The organism is Pseudoalteromonas sp. A41-2 (assembly GCF_015767615.1).
GTDB classification, from domain to species: Bacteria; Pseudomonadota; Gammaproteobacteria; order Enterobacterales; family Alteromonadaceae; genus Pseudoalteromonas; species Pseudoalteromonas lipolytica.
Genome location: NZ_CP065231.1, coordinates 759,118 through 777,948, shown reverse-complemented (window position 1 = coordinate 777,948; position 18,831 = coordinate 759,118). Strand labels below are relative to the sequence as shown.

The 18,831-nt window shown below is 41.2% G+C and carries 20 protein-coding genes; 12 read left to right on the top strand and 8 right to left on the bottom strand.

Annotated elements, in window-relative coordinates; all coding sequences use genetic code 11:
* Positions 1-39: 39 nt before the first annotated feature.
* A complete protein-coding gene (locus IT970_RS03685; RefSeq protein WP_036970658.1) occupies positions 40-987 on the top strand; it encodes a DMT family transporter in 948 nt (315 codons plus the stop codon).
* Here the strand turns inward: IT970_RS03685 and IT970_RS03680 are convergent.
* From IT970_RS03680 to pdsO, 3 genes are read right to left on the bottom strand one after another with little or no spacing between them, the layout of a single operon-like run.
* Positions 894-1,481: a class GN sortase gene (locus tag IT970_RS03680; RefSeq protein ID WP_075594533.1), complete on the bottom strand. Its 588-nt coding sequence runs from the start codon at positions 1,479-1,481 to the stop codon at positions 894-896. The two genes, IT970_RS03685 and IT970_RS03680, sit on opposite strands and share 94 nt — an antisense overlap.
* Positions 1,469-3,460 carry a marine proteobacterial sortase target protein gene (locus IT970_RS03675; RefSeq protein WP_196857614.1) on the bottom strand — a complete coding sequence of 664 codons (1,992 nt, stop codon included), beginning with the start codon at positions 3,458-3,460 and terminating at the stop codon, positions 1,469-1,471. The genes IT970_RS03680 and IT970_RS03675 overlap by 13 nt, the downstream gene beginning before the upstream one ends.
* A 26-nt stretch (positions 3,461-3,486) precedes the next feature.
* Positions 3,487-4,224 (bottom strand): sortase-associated OmpA-like protein PdsO, encoded by a 738-nt coding sequence (gene pdsO / locus IT970_RS03670; protein ID WP_196857613.1) that lies wholly within the window; start codon positions 4,222-4,224, stop codon positions 3,487-3,489.
* A gap of 230 nt (positions 4,225-4,454) precedes the next feature.
* On the opposite strand from pdsO, the gene pdsR reads away from it, so the two are divergent.
* The 4 genes from pdsR to IT970_RS03650 all read left to right on the top strand — a co-directional run bounded on the left by pdsR (position 4,455) and on the right by IT970_RS03650 (position 7,806).
* Positions 4,455-5,144 (top strand): proteobacterial dedicated sortase system response regulator, encoded by a 690-nt coding sequence (gene pdsR, locus IT970_RS03665; RefSeq protein WP_036970667.1) that lies wholly within the window; start codon positions 4,455-4,457, stop codon positions 5,142-5,144.
* On the top strand, positions 5,144-7,276 hold the full coding sequence (pdsS, locus tag IT970_RS03660) for a proteobacterial dedicated sortase system histidine kinase (RefSeq protein ID WP_036970669.1): 2,133 nt from the start codon (positions 5,144-5,146) through the stop codon (positions 7,274-7,276). Before pdsR ends, pdsS begins: the two co-directional genes overlap by 1 nt.
* A 108-nt stretch (positions 7,277-7,384) precedes the next feature.
* Entirely contained in the window at positions 7,385-7,546 is a 162-nt protein-coding gene (locus IT970_RS03655) for a hypothetical protein (protein ID WP_155950844.1), read from the top strand.
* A 50-nt stretch (positions 7,547-7,596) separates the two neighbouring features.
* The gene (locus IT970_RS03650) at positions 7,597-7,806 is read left to right on the top strand and encodes a hypothetical protein (RefSeq protein ID WP_036970671.1); all 210 of its coding nucleotides are present in this window, start codon (positions 7,597-7,599) and stop codon (positions 7,804-7,806) included.
* 8 nt (positions 7,807-7,814) lie between these two features.
* Here IT970_RS03650 and IT970_RS03645 read toward each other — a convergent pair whose 3' ends face one another.
* From IT970_RS03645 to IT970_RS03630, 4 genes are read right to left on the bottom strand one after another with little or no spacing between them, the layout of a single operon-like run.
* On the bottom strand, positions 7,815-8,315 hold the full coding sequence (locus IT970_RS03645; RefSeq protein WP_074988889.1) for a DUF1543 domain-containing protein: 501 nt from the start codon (positions 8,313-8,315) through the stop codon (positions 7,815-7,817).
* A 36-nt stretch (positions 8,316-8,351) separates the two neighbouring features.
* The gene (locus tag IT970_RS03640) at positions 8,352-9,695 is read right to left on the bottom strand and encodes a sigma 54-interacting transcriptional regulator (RefSeq protein WP_065978059.1); all 1,344 of its coding nucleotides are present in this window, start codon (positions 9,693-9,695) and stop codon (positions 8,352-8,354) included.
* Between the two features lie 2 nt (positions 9,696-9,697).
* Positions 9,698-10,225 (bottom strand): hypothetical protein, encoded by a 528-nt coding sequence (locus tag IT970_RS03635; RefSeq protein WP_036970678.1) that lies wholly within the window; start codon positions 10,223-10,225, stop codon positions 9,698-9,700.
* A 1-nt stretch (position 10,226) separates the two neighbouring features.
* A complete protein-coding gene (locus tag IT970_RS03630; protein ID WP_196857612.1) occupies positions 10,227-11,684 on the bottom strand; it encodes a HAMP domain-containing sensor histidine kinase in 1,458 nt (485 codons plus the stop codon).
* Between the two features lie 312 nt (positions 11,685-11,996).
* Between IT970_RS03630 and IT970_RS03625 the strand changes: the two genes are divergently transcribed.
* The 5 genes from IT970_RS03625 to IT970_RS03605 all read left to right on the top strand — a co-directional run bounded on the left by IT970_RS03625 (position 11,997) and on the right by IT970_RS03605 (position 14,803).
* Positions 11,997-12,224 (top strand): cag pathogenicity island protein Cag25, encoded by a 228-nt coding sequence (locus IT970_RS03625; protein WP_036970684.1) that lies wholly within the window; start codon positions 11,997-11,999, stop codon positions 12,222-12,224.
* A gap of 9 nt (positions 12,225-12,233) precedes the next feature.
* Positions 12,234-12,461 (top strand): hypothetical protein, encoded by a 228-nt coding sequence (locus tag IT970_RS03620; RefSeq protein WP_065978056.1) that lies wholly within the window; start codon positions 12,234-12,236, stop codon positions 12,459-12,461.
* Between the two features lie 118 nt (positions 12,462-12,579).
* Positions 12,580-12,813, top strand: a complete 234-nt coding sequence (locus tag IT970_RS03615; RefSeq protein WP_036970689.1) for an EF-hand domain-containing protein — start codon at positions 12,580-12,582, stop codon at positions 12,811-12,813.
* Between the two features lie 4 nt (positions 12,814-12,817).
* On the top strand, positions 12,818-13,051 hold the full coding sequence (locus IT970_RS03610; protein ID WP_065978055.1) for an EF-hand domain-containing protein: 234 nt from the start codon (positions 12,818-12,820) through the stop codon (positions 13,049-13,051).
* A gap of 105 nt (positions 13,052-13,156) precedes the next feature.
* Positions 13,157-14,803, top strand: coding sequence for an amidohydrolase (locus IT970_RS03605; RefSeq protein WP_196857611.1), 1,647 nt, complete (start codon positions 13,157-13,159; stop codon positions 14,801-14,803).
* Position 14,804: 1 nt separating this feature from the next.
* Here IT970_RS03605 and IT970_RS03600 read toward each other — a convergent pair whose 3' ends face one another.
* Entirely contained in the window at positions 14,805-15,038 is a 234-nt protein-coding gene (locus IT970_RS03600; protein WP_196857610.1) for a YgjV family protein, read from the bottom strand.
* Between the two features lie 267 nt (positions 15,039-15,305).
* Between IT970_RS03600 and IT970_RS03595 the strand changes: the two genes are divergently transcribed.
* Together IT970_RS03595 and IT970_RS03590 are read left to right on the top strand one after the other, a co-directional pair.
* Entirely contained in the window at positions 15,306-15,962 is a 657-nt protein-coding gene (locus IT970_RS03595) for a Crp/Fnr family transcriptional regulator (RefSeq protein ID WP_036970695.1), read from the top strand.
* 359 nt (positions 15,963-16,321) lie between these two features.
* The gene (locus IT970_RS03590) at positions 16,322-18,238 is read left to right on the top strand and encodes a hypothetical protein (RefSeq protein WP_180311380.1); all 1,917 of its coding nucleotides are present in this window, start codon (positions 16,322-16,324) and stop codon (positions 18,236-18,238) included.
* The last annotated feature ends 593 nt before the right edge of the window (positions 18,239-18,831 follow it).

Below are 18,831 nucleotides of genomic sequence, written 5' to 3'. Positions count from 1 at the left end.
AGGATCGTTTTTTCATTTTTAACACACGAAGCGACACCTATGCCTGCCAGTTTATGCTTAATAATTGCCACTTTTTTATGGGGAAGTTCCTATATTGCGTTAAAGCATGCAATCACAATTTATGACCCCGTGTTGGTAATTTTTTTAAGGATGTTAACCACCCTTTTAATTTGTTTATGCTTGTGGCGATTTGTGATCCGCTTTGAATTTAAAAAAGGCGACTGGAAATACTTGATAGGCATGTCGCTGGCAGAGCCTTGCTTATATTACTTATTTGAAGGTCATGCGCTTGAATACACATCAGCATCGCAAGCGGGTGTTATTGTGTCTTGCTTACCGATTATTGTCGCTATTTTAGCTTTCTTAATGTTAAAAGAGTACATCAGTAAAGCCATTGTGGTTGGCTTTACACTCTGTATTGGTGGCAGTATTTTGTTAACCTTGCTTTCGCCAAGTAGCGAGCAAGCGCCAAACCCTTTACTGGGTAACTTTTTAGAGCTCATGGCCATGGTCTGCGCGGCCTTTTATACTGTCAGTGTTAAACACTTAGTAACACGTTACTCCCCGCTTACACTGATAGCCATACAAGGCTTTAGTGGCAGCCTATTCTTTGCACCCTTTTTATTCTTTATTGAACTGCCGAGCGAGAATCAACATGATTTGAGTGCCCTATTGAGTATTTTATATTTAGGCTCGTGCGTGACCTTAGGCGGCTATGGTATGTATAACTATGCCATCAGTAAAGTATCGGTTCTAACTGCCGCGGCTTACTCTAATTTGATTCCTATTTTTGCGTTAATTTTATCCGCTATCTTACTGGGGGAAGTGCTAACAACTTGGCAGTGGTTAAGTATCGGTGTGGTATTTGCGGGCGTGATTGTCAGTCAACGCCATCAAGAACTTAAAATTGACGTAGATGATGAGAGCTTGTCTGCCGACACTAATAATCTCAACTCGGTACCCGATGCCAAAGAATCAAAAGGGTAACAGGTTAATAAATACAAACCGGGTTGCATTAAAAAGGCCTGCTCGTGTTGATGAATGACACGAACACTGCGTACTTGGTAGTGCACGACTTGGCCGTTTTGTAACTGCATAGAAAACGACTCGCCCACTTTCACATTTTTTAAAAATGCAAAGTGGGTATCGTTGTGGCCTGCAATTAACACCCCATTGTCACTCGAAAGTTCACCACTGGGTAAGAAATGCCCGGGAGCAAAGGCTAAGTTACGCCCCGACGCCCCCGCTAAAATAGTTAAACGTTGCTGCTGAGTAGGCCAATTTAGTTGTGCTGTGACATAACCGTCAGCGTAAAACCACGGCCTGACTTTTTCATTTGGCGTCAGCAAAGCATGTTGCCAAGCTGATTCAATCAGATGCTGGGCAAGCCACGCCTTGGCTTGCATATAACTGCCATTGAGTAGCAGTGAAATGCCAAGCAACCCCACACACAGTGGTAAGGCCTTTTTTAACGTCGCCATTGCCATAACCATGCTAACGATACCAATAACAAGCCAAACACTATAAATACACGACTTTGCCCATCTGTTTGTGGCAATGTCATTCCACTCGGCAGCCTATTTCTTAGTTGCACTGAGCGCTCAGCAATTTCGTTCCCAGCGACGTTATCAACAGCAATAAAAGCAGTAAATGGACTGAGTAAATGATGCTGAAGTGCCAATGTTTCGACTTCTGACTTTACGCTGTCTTTATCATTATAAAGCAGGAGTGACTTAATTTTCTGCCTTGCCCATAGTCTTGCTATGCCCTCACCTTGCGCCGCGTGATTCGCTGATAAGTTAATATTAAGGGGTCCTGATAGAGTCTGCCCGGTCAGGGTTACATGTTGATTTCCAGCTAACTTCACCGCAACTAACACGGGCTCAGAAAAATAAAGATCGGGTAAAGGCGATGGCCAGTACTCAAGCTCTTGGTTATCTGCATGTAAGACAAGCTCGGTTACAACTGGGTGAGCGAGTTTATCGAATAATAGCTGCATTTTAGGCTGTACTTGGCTGGCGCTACTAATAAAGGTAAACGTACCACGACCAATATCAGCAGCGCGTGTCATAAAGAAACTATTTGGTGCACTGCCAATACCAACGGTAAATAAGCGGCTATCACCTAAGTCAGCTTGAATTTGCGAAAACAACTGTGTTTCATTGCCCACACTGCCATCGGTTAAAAATACAATTTGACGCACAAAACCATCATGTTGTTTGCCATCTAATACCCTCGATAGTGCATTACTTATCTCTGTGCCACCATCGGCTTGCAAGCCATATATAAAACGCTCTGCACGGCGAATATTAAAGTCATTGGCAATCATTGCAGACTCACTGAGAGCCGTAACGTCATTATCAAAACCAATAATATTAAAGCTATCGTTTTCATCGAGTAACGATAAAGCATAAAACAAGGCGTGCTTTGCCTGCTCCATGGACTGACCATGCATAGAACCCGACGTGTCGACTACAAAGACCATTTCACGCGGGAGGCGTGCCTGTGCGGTAAAATGATCCGCTGGCGGCACGAGCATCAATAGTCCATATTCTTCGCCATTGACGACTTCTTTAAAAAACGCAGCCTGTGAACTCTCTTTGTCGAGCGGCTTAAATGTCAGCTCAAAATCACGTGTCATCGGTACATCGCGATTAAGGGCAAGTATATAGCGCCCAAAATGTGGGTTATCAATTTGCATACCGCTCAGGTTTGCATTTATATCACTAAGCTCTAAACCAATATCCATGTTAATAGCCAAGTTTAAATGTGCATCAACCTGCTGACTATTTGTGCGTTGGTACACCGGTTTTAACCACGCAGAAGCCAGAGCGCTCTGATTCAACATTGACGATGAATTAGGTTCTGGGTTTTCGCTTGTATGAGGCTTAAGCTGAGCTGTTTTTGGTTCATAGCGGGGTGTAATCGTGGTTGGGAAACGCAGTGAAAATACCCCATCACGAAAACCAATTATCTCTTGATACTGTAAGGTGATTTCAATTTCATCGCCCGCCCCGATATTTGCAACATCGGTTGCGAAAATATTCGCCCGTTGCTGACGTACTAGGGCTGCTCGCTTGCCTTGCTGCTGCGCCTCTTTAAACTGCTGCTCAGCTTGCTGTTTGAGTGCAATATTGCCCGTAATCACACGCTCACCAATTTGCATTTGTAATGCATGTACTGCGCTTTCATCGGGCAAAGGAAATACATAACGCGCATTAACTGCAAACGGGTGTGGGTTTTGATAACGCTGCTTAACAACCACATGATTGATTAAACCTGTGAGCGTCATCGTCACATCGTTTTTGACTAAAACGCCTGATGACACTTCGCTGTGCAAGTTATCATAAAACCGTAATTGTGCACTGACATTAGCGGCTAATGCAGGATTTATAGCATATCCTAAAAGTAGGATAAAAAGGCTCACGGACAAGAGCCTTTTGGTTCGGTTACTCAACATAACATGTCACTCCATCGACAGATGAATTAGCGATTGCTTTTTGCAGTCTGTAATTGCGTGTTTTGAACAGGTCGTGTGGTTAGTGTGACTCTGCGATCAAACACGTTATCTTCATAATCATTTGAACTTGCAACACTTTGTTTCTCGCCAAATGCTGTAGCAGACAGTCGCGTGTGCGGCACACCTTGTTTAATTAAATAACTTTGCACGGCATTCACTCGTTTCTTAGATAGCATTAAATTAGCGAGTTCATCACCCCGTTGGTCGGCAAAGCCGTTTAAGTCGATAGCCAAGTGCGGTTGTTCAATCAGTAACCGTGCGACTTTATCGAGCTGACTGGCAAAATGCGGGGCTATCTCACTTGACCCTGTTTTAAATTGAACGGTCATGGCCAGCAAAGTATTTAGTTGGGCTTGAAGCAATTGCTCTTTCTCATCATTCAAGCTCTCAAGTTGCTCAGTCAAAACCGCATTATTAGCAATAACCTGCTGATAATCTGCGGTGTGCTGCTGCATAACAACAAGTGCCTGGTTTTGCGCTTCGATAACACGCTCACCGGCTTCTTTTTCACCGATTAATCCTCCGGCAAATGCGCCAACAAATGCACCCACAGGGCCCCCAATCAAACCGCCAACAACAGCGCCTGCACTAAGGCCAATAGCTGTTTCTTTTGGTGTTTCTTGTTTTGCTTGAGGCACAGCCTCAACAAATTGGCTTGTTGATAGGGCCGACGTTATAAGTGCAGCAATGATGATCTTTTTCATAATTTAATCCTTTCTTTTACATTAATTGTTTGGCAACTATTGGTTGGCGTTGCAAACGTGGTATAGCGCTATTAAAACAAGCCGAAATGGCAATAAAGGGGATCAAAAAAGGCAAACTGCTGAGCAATTGTGGCAGAAAAATGGCAATCGCATTTTTGCCAGTACGCACAGTAAAATTTTCGGTATAGTGTATTCATAGTGCTGACTATGAAGCTAAATAAGTAGGAAGAATGAAGAAAATAGCCATTGTCGAAGATGAAACAGCCATCCGCGAAAACTACACTGAAATGTTGAGCGCACAAGGCTATCAAGTCATTGGGTTTGCTGACCGAGCAAGCGCAGAGCTGTCGTTTAGCCAGTCATTGCCAGATTTGGCCATCGTGGACATTGGCTTAGCGCATGAAATTGATGGAGGGTTTTTATTATGTCAAACATTACGGTCGCTCTCGAAAACCTTGCCTATTATCTTTTTAACCGCGCGTGATAGTGAAATTGATACGGTCTGTGGCCTGCGCATGGGCGCTGATGACTACTTAACAAAAGATATCAGTATGGCGCACCTTGCCGCACGAATTGGGGCTTTATTCAGACGCTTAGATGCACTTGAACAACCGGCTAATCAAGATGCGCTACTGCATCGTGGTCTATTAAAATTAGATAGCCAGCGTATGCAAGTGTTTTGGCACGATCAGCTTGTTGACTTGACGGTGACTGAGTTTTGGATGGTGCATTCACTTGCGCAGCGTCCAGGGCATGTAAAAAGTCGCAATGAATTAATGAGCGATGCAAAAATTTATGTCGATGACAGTACGATTACTTCCCATGTTAAGCGCATCCGAAAAAAGTTTATCGCCTTAGATAATAGCTTCGATTGTATCGACACAGTGTACGGTATGGGTTATCGCTGGGAGCAAGCTTAATGCTCAGATTTGGTTTGCGCAGTAAGTTTATTTTACTGTCTTGCTTTTTGTTTTTACTGCCTTGGCTTGGCTATGAATATGTCTGGGAAATGGAAAAGTTTTTAAGGCAAGGCCAAGAAAAAACACTCGTAGGCACCACACGAGCCCTGGCAACAGCGCTACATGAACGGCCAGCCTTATTCGACTCGCAAACCAATTTTTTAGATCAGGTCGTTAAAGGCCGTGATTTATATGCCTATAACCTCAGTAACCCGATTCAACTTGATGGCAAACTTGCTGACTGGCAACCCTATAGGGCACTTTTTTGGCATTACGATAAACGCTACTTACAACGTGTAAACCCCGCGCACGAAGACGCTGATTTAGCATTTAGTCATATGGTTGGTAAGTACGAAAACTATTTGTATGCAGTCTTTGAGGTGCGTGATAGCTCGTTGGTGTATCGCGCTAAAAATACGCTCAGTATTACGCGCAATGATCACTTACAAATCATGTTAAAGACCCCCGAAGGTGAATTTAAGCATTACGTGATTGCTGCTCGCCAAGATGGCTGGGTTAATGCCTTTGACGCTATCAGCCGCGAGCCTGTTACAAAGATTCAAGGCTATTTTCAAAGCACAGAAACGGGCTATAACATTGAACTGCGCTTTCCATTAAGCATGCTTGGCAACAAGCTGGGATTTGCAATTGAAGATTGGGATGATGACAAAGTTGAGCCTCAACTTATGTCAACGTCTAACCTACTCAATCCCAACGACATTGGCTCGGTGCTTGTGCCTTCACCAGAGATAAACCGTATTTTAAAAGGGATGGGCCATAGCGGCAGTCGAATTTGGGTAGTCGATAGCCACCATCGCGTACTCGCACAAGCGGGGTCTATACATCACGCTGATGGTGTCTGGGCAGATGGACTCACAGATAAACCGGCAACAACATGGTGGCAACAATTTGAGCGTGATTACTTGCATCCGCTTTATTACCAAATACTAACTCGCCCTGAAAATGAGTTTATTGATACTTTGCATGATGTGGCCGCTATGCAAGGCACGCATATCGCCAGTGCATTAAACGGGAAACCCGCTTCATCGTGGCGCTTAACTCCCGATAGCAAGGCGGTGATCTTATCAGCAGCCTACCCGATTTGGATTCAAGATAAGGTCATTGGTGCTGTTATCGCAGAAGAAACCACCAATGGTGTGCGTACTCTTCGTAATAAATCGCTCGAGAAACTATTTAACGTTATTTTAGCTGTCATGCTAGTCGGTACTGTCACCTTATTCTTTTTTGCATCACGGATCTCAAGCCGTATTCGTCGTTTACGTGATAACGCTGAGCAAGCTATTGATGCACAAGGCCGAATTACAGGCAAAATAACGTATACCGATTCAAATGATGAAATTGGTGATCTCTCACGTAGTTTTGCCAATATTGTCAGCCGCTTAAGTGGTTATACCGATTACCTTGAGAATATGTCATCACGCCTTTCTCATGAATTACGTACCCCTGTTGCGGTGGTGCGCTCATCGCTTGAAAACTTACAAATGCAGCCGCAATCTGAGTTTAGTCAAAAATACCTCGCGCGCGCCAGTGAAGGCGTTGAGCGACTAGGTAAAATAATAACCACAATGAGTGAAGCAACACGCCTAGAACAAAGCATTCAAAATGTGGAAGCTGAGACGTTTGATCTCACTCAAGTGATCACTGGCTGCATGCAAGGTTACCAAATTACTTATGGCGAGAAATTATTTAATTTATCACTTTATGAATCACCACTGCCCCTGCGAGGGGCCCCGGAGTTTATTGCCCAACTTCTTGATAAACTGATTAATAATGCGCTCGAGTTTAAATCTCCTGACAGCCAAGTAACGGTGAGTTTAGCTAAAAACGAACAGCACGCTATTCTAAAAATTGTGAACCAAGGCCCTTTGTTACCAGAGGGCTTAGTAGATCATATATTTGATTCGATGGTATCAGTGAGAACTCAAGAGCATCAGCAACAACCCCATTTGGGATTAGGCTTGTATATTGTTCGTTTAATTTGTGATTACCATGAGGGACAGGTCAAGGCTGAAAATCTCGCAGATGATAGCGGCGTGGTGTTCACTGTAAGTTTGCCTATAAAACAACGATGACAGCGTTACACTTGATAACAATTTAATGCTTAGTTATTCACCAATAATTCAGATTGGCGGGCTTAGTATATTGTACTATAAAAGGCAAATTTGACTCGAGGGGGCATCATGCAATCAAGGCTACAACGTGAAGAAATCGAATTCATAATGGCACTTTATAATTGTAATGATGTAACAGATAAACCCGCAGAGCCTAAAAAGCAATCAAAGAAAATACCGACTAAAAAAGTTGATACAGCGCAATATAAGTCACCAAGTTATTTGACCTAGCTTAACTTAGCTCATTACAATGCCCCACCATTGAAATTTGACCTTATGTAATGAAAAATCACTCGCCAAAAAAAGAGTTAATCTTATTGCCTGTTTTGTTTGTGGCAATCTTGTTATGTGTTGCTGGGCACTTTTTACTTCAGCCTAACTACCAAGATAGCCATACTGTAGAATATTTACTTGCTGCACTCCCTTTTGCACTGTTTGCTTTAGTCATCATTGCTTTTAAGGTTGCCAGTAAAAGCGAGAATGATGACTAATTAATTCACTATAAAACGTGATAGCCAAACCAATCGGGTTTCATCGCTTGAGAGTGCCCACTTGGTGTTAGCTTAAGGGTCAAGTTGCTATCGAGTAAATCAATAGCAAAACAATCATCTACGTCATGTAAATCATCTTTGTGCAAATGTGTCAGCCCTGCAAGCAAAGAGTCTTTAGCACGTTGCTTTGCTTCCTCACTGCTGCGCGCAACATACAATGCAAAGTCATGTTGTTCGGCAAGACTGTCTGCTCGATACGCGCCTAAATTAACAAAATAAAGCTTTTCAGGTTGCTCGTGAGCCCCTTCTATCACCTCTACTTTGTAACCATCAATGTGCTGAATATGCATGAAGCTATCCATGTGCACACTGCCTTTGTCACCCACCCACTGCGCTTTTAGCTTTGAGTAGGTGTCTTCAATTTTATCACCAACAACAAATCGAACATCGTGCATTTCGATATGACAGCCTTGTATACGACCACCAAGGTAAACTAAATAAAGCCCCATGCGCTTTCCTTTTTTTGCATCTAGGTTTTGTTGTATCTAGATTAAATTTTCTACATTAATGTTGTGTTTTTTAATTAGTTTATAAAAATCTGAGCGATTTCGTTTTGCAAGCTTTGCAGCCTCTGCGACATTGCCAGCTGCCATTTTTAGCGTATTTATTAAATAGTCACGCTCAAACTCTTTTTTAGCATCGTTTAATGATAATGGCTCTGCATTACTTACATTGCTATTGAGCGCGCTTTCAACTAGCTGTACCGCAATTACATTACCTGGGGTCAGCGCGACAACTTGTTCAATCACGTTTTGTAACTGACGAATATTACCAGGCCAGTCATAACGCACCAATGCATGCATTGCGTCATTAGCAAAACGCTTTTCATCTTGATTCATACGTTTTGCTATTACGCTTGCAAAGTGCTGTGCCAGCAAGCTTATGTCTTCCCGTCTTTCACACAAAGGAGGAAGCTTTAAGTTCACCACATTGAGTCGGTAATACAAATCTTCACGAAACAATTGGTTATTAATCGCTTCAGGTAAGTTTTTATGCGTTGCCGATACTATCCGTACATCAATAGGAATTTCTTCTTGAAATCCCACGGGACGAATTGTTTTTTCTTGCAATACACGTAATAGCTTTACTTGTAAATTCAGAGGCATATCACCTATTTCGTCAAGAAAAAGGGTACCACCTTGAGCCTGTTGAAACAAACCCTGGTGATCTTTTACCGCCCCAGTAAACGCACCTTTTTTATGACCAAATAATTCTGATTCTAATAACTCACCTGGTACAGCCCCACAGTTAATTGCAACAAAAGGCCCATCACTAACGTGACTATGCTGATGAATCGCCTGTGCTAATAACTCCTTACCTGTGCCACTCGCCCCTGAAATTAATACATTAACATGCGTTGGCCCAAGTAACTTTACTTGCTCAAGGAGGTGTAACATGGCACCGCTGCGCGTAACTATGTTTGTTTGCGTTGGAGTTTCATCACCATGCACACCATGGATCTCGATTGCTTTGGCGAGGCTATCAAATAACTCATCTTTATCAACTGGCTTGGTAATAAACGCAAAGATCCCCTGCTTAGTTGCTTCAACTGCATCGGGGATAGAGCCATGCGCTGTCATCATAATGACTGGCATAGACGGATAGCGACTTTGCAACTGGCGGTGCAGCGCCATACCGTCCATTTCATCCATACGTAAGTCGGTAATCACAGCATCAAAGGTTTGCATTTTTAATTGCTGCAGCGCAGCCAGACCACTCTCAACCGTGCTAACTTGATACCCTTTTGATTCGATTCTAATTGCAAGTAATTTCAGTAAACTTGCATCGTCATCAACCAACAATATGCGTGGTTTTGTTATCTCAGCCATGGTTACTGCTCCTTAGTTTCTTCGCGTAACAGCAATTGTTGTTCAATTGCCGCCAGTGACGACAACGTTTTTTCCATTTTTTCTGTTAAGGCCTGCTTGGCTTGCTTGGCCTTTAGACTATGTTGAACACTTTGTTTTTGTAGCCATAAATACTGTTTTATATCATCAGGCCAATAATAAGCTTGATCACTGCTTTCGAGTAATGCTAATGCTTGTTTAGGTTCTGAGGCACTGTGTATACATAAATATTTAAATAAACTGATCAACTCTTTTTGCCCTACATACGCCTGCTTCTGCGGCGTACTTTTAAAGCCACCGCATTGCTCTGCATGCCATGCAATAACCAAACGTGCAGGCGGATACACAGGCTCGCTTTTAGGCCTTGGCTTAGGATTAGGTTGCTCCTTTGGTGTTAGCTGTGTTTTATGCTCTTTTTGTGCTGTCGATGATGTTGGCTGTGTTAAGGCACACCCGGTCAAAAATACAACGAGTACAGCGGGTATAAAACTGGCTTTATTTACGAAGCCCATATCAGTTAACTCCTTGGGTTACTTGAATTGGTAATGTCACTGTAAATCGACAGCCTTGCGGTTCATTATCAGCAATATTAAGTGTGCCTCTCAGTTGCTCAACCGTTTCTTTCACTATTGTGAGGCCAAGACCACTGCCCATTTCAGTTTGCTCTTTGGCATTTTTCCCCTGATAAAAGGCACCAAAAACAGCGGTCTTTTCAGAATCAGCAATGCCTTTACCGACATCACTGACCGTCACTTGAAGCTGAGTGTGTTTATAACGAGCTTCGACCGTGACAACGCCTTGTTCAGGTGAAAATTTCAAGGCATTGGAAATGAGTTGCACAAGCATCATTTCTAACAACTCGGAAGAAATATACATCGCTTTTGAGGGAAGTTCATTTACCCATATTAACGACTGATTTCGCGCAATTAAACGATGTTCAAAGTGACACTCAATATTCGATTTCATACTATTGAAGTTAAGCTCTGTGACACTCTCTTTACTGGTACGAATCGCGTTATAATTTAATAAGCTTTCAATCATCACTCGTAAACGCGCCATACTCTGTGTAATTAGCTCAAGGACAGCTTGCTGCTCGCTATTAATTGGGCCAACAATTTCATCAGCGAGTAAATCAGTGCCTTCAACCATGGAGGCAAGCGGTGTTTTTAATTCGTGAGTAACATGACGTAAAAAGGTGTCTTTTTGTTGCTCAAGCATATGCAGCTGCGCTTGCACCCATTCTAATTTATTACCTAACTCAACGAGCTCCGATGAACCTCGTACAGAAATTTTCTGCTGCCAATGACCTTGACCTAGTTTATCTATTACACTTGTTAGTTCACCTAAACGGCCACTGATCCGCCATAAAAACCCACCACTTACTAATAATGTGATTGGAATTAATGCAATCAACCAGTTTATAAACGACGCTTGAAGCGCCTTTAATTGCTGTTGATTCTTGGTGATCCGTAATTCATTTTGATCACGTAGCCACACAGTTTGCTCTGCAATAAGTTTGCTTGCTGGGGCAAATAATTCACCATCTTGTTTTTGCTCTGCAACTAAGTGTTGCTGGGCAAAGTTGAGTACTTCTGCCAATTGCTGCCACTGCGCCACATACTCTGTCGATGGACTAAGAAAAATAAGCTCATCAATACTTTGCAGCGATGACTGCCACTTATTTTCAATTAAGGTATCGAGTGATTCACTTTTTAAAACCCAATTTTGTCTTGTTGCTCTTTCTAGGCTATTTAAATCTTGTTTTAAACTATTAAACGCCTTTGTAACTAAATAATTATCGCTGACAATTTTTTGTGTCACAGCCAATTGTTTATTCAGTGCGTTTAAAAACACGATCACAACCAACGATAAAGGCAGCAAAGACAACAAAGTGCTAAAGACAAACTGGCCAATTAAACTGGGCCGCCAATCGAGCGCATGTTTAAATTTATTCGCAACGAGACCTTGCATACTGATCCTTTTCAACGTGACAGAAGATGATTATTAGATAAATAACTTAGACACTCGCTGAATCCAGCCTATATAACAGCACTTTTTAACCAATAAATGCTTTTTTGTTGCTAATCAGCAACAATATAACTCTCTGTTTTAAAATGAATAATCCTTTAGAACCCAAAAAACGTTGCAAAAAAGACACAACTCTTTGTAAGTATTGCTGAGCAAATCACTCGGGGAACACATAAACCATTGATATTAAATGAATTTTAAAGTTGGCATTGTTTTTGTTTATACCGTAATAAGTTATAGATTTTAGGAAACAAAATGAAAACGATGGCCTGTATTTCAATCATGCTTGCCAGCTTAGTATCAATAAGCTCATACGCGCTTGATCTCAACGAGACGTTTAATGAACTTGATAAAGACAGTAATGGCGCGCTAAGTGAGTCTGAAGCATCTGAGGACGCACTGTTACATGGCAATTTTTCTCAAATTGATAGTAATGAGGATGGCCAAATTTCATTTCCAGAGTTTCAGTCGTTTATTCAATAGGAGATTGTTATGAAACAACTTATCGCTGCCTTTTCGCTGATATTTTTGGCTATCAGTGCGACCGTTTTGGCATCTCAAATGGATGTTCGTTTTACTAAGTTTGATAGCAATGCAGACAATGCAATTTCACTTTCTGAAGCCAATGAACACCCTGAGCTAATTAAGCAATTTACTGATCTTGATACAAATAATGATCAGCGATTATCTGAACAAGAGTTTGAAAAATTCAAACCTTAACCTCTTAAAGTGCTTGCCATAATCCCAGAGGGAGCGTGTAAACGGATTTAAATTTTGGGATTTAAATTATGGCAAGCACTTTTCCCAAAAAGGATTTTACTTTCTGAGGAGTTTTATTATGAAAATTGCGACACTTGCTTCATTCACTTTAATTACTATAAGCTTCAATACCTTAGCATTAGATGTTAAGCAGCGATTTGATCATTTAGACAAAGATAAAAATGGTTATTTAAGTGTTGAAGAGCTTGCATCTCAGCCACACTTGCAAAAGCACATGGCTAAATGGGATACAGACAACGATCAGCAAATATCACTCCTTGAATTTAAGCACTACTTAACAAACAAGAGTTAAAGCAATGTCAAAATACACTTTCGCCAGTCTTATAATCTGTGGTTTATATAGCAGTATGGTTTTTGCAACAGAAAGTATTGGAGAAAAATTTAAACAACTCGATCGTAATGAAGATGGCTTCTTAAGCCGTTCTGAATCTGCACGAGACCCCGCTCTGTGGTCTCGTTTTAAAAGTTACGACAGCGATAAAGACAATAAGTTATCGTTTGCTGAATTTAATGAATATGCTAGCAAATAATGCTGAGGGTGCGAGTCACCCTTTTGCACGTTTTAATTACCTAATTATTTGCAGTTTACAGCAACTCTGATACTGTTTTTATAAATCAATAAAAATAAGAATAGTATGAAACTCATTATCAGCTTACTCGCAACTGCATCGATATCTTGCTTCGCTAACACCACCGTTATTTATAACGTAAATGGTTACACACCAACCTATCAAGGTCAGACACAGCAATTTTCAACCTTAGTCTTTAAAGATGGAAAAGTTGTCAAAACAGGCGATGATTCCCTTAAGGCTAGTTTTCCTGATGCGACAACGATCGATGGTAAAAAGGCAACACTGCTGCCCGGGCTTATTGATGCACATGGTCATATAATTGGGCTTGGCCATAACTTGTCACAACTGGATGTTAGAAATACCCAATCTGTCGATATGGTCGGTAAAATGTTGGCCGAATTCGCTAAAGATAAACAAGGTTGGATAATTGGCCGAGGCTGGAACCAAGAACATTGGCCTGGCGGTCAATTTCCTACGGCAGCAGATTTAGACAAATACGTAAAAGACAAACCTGTTGTGCTGTCTCGCGTTGATGGTCATGCCGTGTGGGTCAATTCAAAAGCAATGGCGTTGGCTGGCATAACGGCGCAAACAGATACGCCCTCTGGAGGCGAAATAATTAAACTTCCTTCGGGTCAGCCATCAGGGGTGTTTATTGATAAAGCAGAAACATTAGTAACGCAACACATCCCCAAGACAGATCACGCGAGTATCAATCGCGCACTTGATAACGCCGGTAATCACCTACTCAGTTTAGGCATTACATCAGCACACGATGCAGGTATAGACTACGATACGTGGCAAGTGTATAAACAGCGTGCAGAACACAATAATCTGCCTGTTAGAATTGTTGCTATGCTCAGTGCTGGCGATCCAAAGCTCGAAACCATGCTTAAAGCTGGTCGCTATAAAGATATGAACGACATGCTCTCCATTGGCAGTGTAAAAGTCTATGCAGATGGTGCATTAGGCAGTCGAGGCGCTGCATTAATTAATGAGTACGCTGATCGCAAAAACCATCATGGCTTAATGCTCGAAACGCAAGAAAAGCTAGAACAACTTTTTACCTTAAGTTTTTCACACGGCTTTAGTGCGAATACCCATGCGATTGGCGACCAAGCTAATAAAACCGTTTTAGATGCTTATGAGAATGTCTTCAAGAAATCGGGAGGCATTTTATTACGGAACCGCATTGAACACGCGCAAATTGTGTCGCCAAACGATATTCCTCGCTTTAAAGCGTTAAAAATTATTCCTTCCATGCAGCCTGTTCATGCGACTTCTGATATGCACATGGCTGAGCAACGTCTGAGCGAAACACAGTTGACAGGTGCCTATGCATGGAAAACATTTTTATCACAAGGCTCCATTATTGCGGCAGGCTCTGATTTCCCCGTTGAACTTGCTGACCCATTCGATGGCTTATACTCAGCAATTACACGCATGGACCATAACCAACTTCCTGAAGGAGGTTGGCGTCCTGAAGAGTTACTGTCACGTGATGAAGCACTAAGAGCGTTTACATTGGGAGGCGCTTACGCTGCCCATCAAGAATTTAAAGTAGGAAGTTTAGAACAAGGAAAATGGGCTGACTTTATCTTAATCAATAAAGATTATTACACGGTGCCGCTCACTGACGTTCACGCTATAAAAGTACAGCAAACCTGGCTGGCAGGTGAGCTTAAATATACACTTGAAAACGAAAATTAAATTACTTTTTAGCGTCAACTGTCGGTTGACGCTTTAATTTTATAATATGGTAGATATTTACGAAGGTAAGCAAGCCATTGGTAAATGCCACAGGCACGGCATCAATTGCTACACCATAAAGAGTAAATGCGATACAGCCTGCTAAGTTAAGCCAACGAAGCTTCATAACATCGCTCATTGTTAAAGAAGCGACCAATAATGCAGATGCTAAATAGCCTAAATATTCCCAACTCAATTGTTCTCTCCTAGGCTTTAGGTTAGCATTAGAGTTTGTCATTTTTAGACTCACTCATTGCTCACTTTGACAATGAAAATAAAAAAGCTAACTTACTAAAAACCTTGTAAAGCCTGAGAATTAACCCGACTTTAAAATCATTACACGGGAAATGAAGGTATGAGTAATGTGAACACCTTACTAGTAAGTTAGCATAAATTCTTAGAATCTTAATGCTAGCGTCATTAAGATGTAATAAATAGGACAATTGTCCGAAGAGCGGCGTTAATGTTTCAATATCATTTTTCAAGCTACCTTGTTGATCAATTACTCACTTTTGCAGGGAGTCGTTTTCAACAAGCCAAAAAAGAAGTGCTGATCCATCAAGATCAACCACTTTCCAAACTCGTATTAGTGAGAAGTGGTACCGTTTCGTTTAGTTACGATGTCGGTAATGGTCGCCGCCTTTTGCTCGGTCAACTAGACTGTAATAATACATTAATTGGTGAGATTGAAGCTCTTAACAACCTCCCTTGTATCTACACAGTTACGTGTTTCAGTGATGTTAGTTACAATCTCATTGAGCTTAAACATTGGCGCGCACTACTTTTAGAAAAACCAGAACTGAGTTTATACACAGCACAAACAATAGCCGCTAAGTTTCAAGAGAACCAAAAAATCAACCTAGACAAATTGCTATTACCCTTGAGCTATAATATTGCTAAAGATTGTTTATTAAGAGCTGAAAATAATAATCCGACACTGCTTAGAGCCTACCCAACAGTAAATGCTGAAGCTGAACGTTTTGCCACCACCGAACGTGCCTATCGACGTGTTGTGACTGAGCTTGTAGAAAAGGGCTTAGTAAAACGCAGCAATCAAGGTTTACAAGTGGTCGACATAGACAAACTGAGTGATTACGTGGACAGTTTTTCGCAGTTATAAACTTGTTACATAATCTGTTATTATGCTTTACAATTACGCAGGCAAACTGAAATTAATAGTCAGCATGAGTTCAGTTGCATAAACTATAAATATTCATAGAGTTGAGCTTTTTAATAGCTGGGCTCTGTATTATAATTCGGCAAAGCGAAATGTGCCGCCCACAATGTTTGAAGGACGAGACAAAACTTTCTTATTCTATTAATGAAAGTATATATAATGTTCACTTGACGTATATATAATGTACGCTTATCCTTCAATAACAGATAACCATGTGTGGCGTATTTCGGTGCACAAACCGGTACTATTTGCTCTAATAAAAGTCTGATTACTTTACGATAAAGGAAAGAAAGGTAACGATTATGGGAAACAATGAATTTAAACTAACAAAGCTAGCGCTAGCGTTAGGTGTCACTCTAAGCTTAAGCGGTTGTTTTAGTGATAACGACGACAACACAACTGTACCAAAGCCTCCAGTACCAACGCAAGATGTAGCTGTTCCACCGACTGCAGTTGAGACGCAAGCTGGTGCTATCTCAGTTAGCTTACTGGATGCGACAGGTCAACCTTTAGCAGACACTGTTACAGCTACTATAACTTTTACATCACCTGAAGATGGACTTTTAAATGTAGCTGGTGAAGCGCTTGCAGATGCAGATAAATCAACAACAGCAGGAACATTCTCTTTCACCGTTGGTTCTATTCCTGCAAATGGTATTACGTATGACTATGTTGTTTCTGCAGATGGTTACTTAAACAACTCAGGTTCTTTAACTGTTACAACGGCAGAAAATGTATCGGCAGAAGAAATTCGTTTAACTCCACGAACTCTTGCTAACTCTGATATTGCAATTGTTGCTGAAACAAAGACTCTTGAATCACTTGTGCCTGCAGGTGAAAACACAACTGTTTCTTACGATCCAACTACTGGTCTAAGCATTTCGGGTGATAAAACTGAAATTGAACTACCGCAGTCAATCAATAAAGCTGGTGTTGCTGTTGGTGGTACAACAGTAAAAATTAAGAATGGCACTCAATTCTTAACTAAAGACGGTACAGCTCTAACATCAGCTCCACAAATGACCGTAGCTTATTTCGCGAATGAAGCAACTCGAAATGACACTGAAACTGAAGCTGACGCTACAGAAAACTCTTCGCTTGACGCTTTCCCTGGTGGTTTAGCTCTTTCAGTTGCAAATCCTGATGGCACTGATTCAACTGTGGATGGTTCATTTACCTCAGGTGGCTTTGTTGCAATCGAGTTAGTAGATGACGAAGGCAATAAAGTTAGTACTTTTGGTCCTGGAAATTCTATCACTGTAGCAATGCAGGTTGATAAAAACACTTCTAACCCATGTCCTGTCTCTTTACCAGCAGGCACAACTGATGTTGCAACTTACGCTGAAGCAAATGGTTACAGTAAAGGCACTTGTACTTTAACTACCCCAACCGCTAGAAAATTAGCTGTTGGTGATATCTTCCCAGTGTGGAGCTATGACGAAGATGCAGGTAAATGGTCATTTGAAAGCTACGGTGAAGTTAAAGATAATGGAAGCGCAGACACATTTGACGTAACTGTTGATGTTAACCACTTATCTTACTGGAACTTAGACTACTTCAACAACAATCTATGTTCTAGCCTTCAGTTTGACATTGTCGATAGTAATGACCAGCCTAATGCAGGCCGCTATACCCTTCTTCTTGAGACGAACGGTTATCGCCGCAATGTAGGCCAATTAAAAGCCAATACAGGTGATTATTCACAAGCTAATATCGCTAACCCTCCTGCGTTCCCTGTGAATATCAAGATCCGTCAGAATGGTAAAAACGTGTTAGATGGTTTAGCCAGTAATTCAGATGGCACAGCCTCTAAATTAAGTGTAAATAACTTATGTGACTTGAACGGCGAAACGTTAAAGCTTACATCTACATCACCTAATAAAGTTTCTAAATCTGTCACTACACAACTAGTATGTAGTAATACAGAAGACTTTGATGTAAACACTGCTCCAGTGCCTACACCAACAACATCATTGTTGTATTCTGGCAATAGAGTTGTAAATGCATACTACGGAGAGGGTGCAACTTTCAACGTTTCACTTGAAGAAGGTGCTAGCTACACCATTCGTTACTATGATTATGTTAATAACGCGTGGCTATCTCAAGCTCTTGCAGTTAACACTACAGCCGTTGCGCTTAATATCCCAACAGTATGTGAAGTTGTAGAACAACCAATTACTGGTGGTTCAGGTGGTTCAGGTGGTTCAGGCGGTAACTAATCCACGAGTTTAATCCAATTAGACTAAATAAAACCGCGCATTGTGCGCGGTTTTTTATTACATCAATATCACCTGCCGAAAAGAAGCTTTTGACACTAAGGCTCTACTTTATAAAACCCCATAAAAATTATCATGTTGAACAACAGTACCATGAGTTTTATTCTCTTGAACATGTGAGTATGCTAAATGTGCTTGCTGATCTTTAACATTCTAATAGTTCCCTAAAATAATTCGGTAAGATTGAGGTTTCAGAGCGGTGCTGTATACACCCTAAAAAGACAAGAGATATATTATACCAATCCGCAAAAATACTTAATCATTTTGAGTGATCAAACCAGTCCTACCTGCGTTAAAAATTTCTGATTTAGAACAACTAAATAACTAAATTTTTGCCTTGTTATCAACGCGGTTTTATTGCCTCAAAATAGAGCACTTAATTAAGCGGAATGGTATTAAATACACTCCCGGAGCACTAACTTTTTTTTCTCATCAACAACAACGAATAGCAACTGGGACTAGTAGCAAACAAGGCTAAATAACAAAAAGCGATCTTCAACAAGCACTATCAAATGATACCAATTCGCTTAATTAAG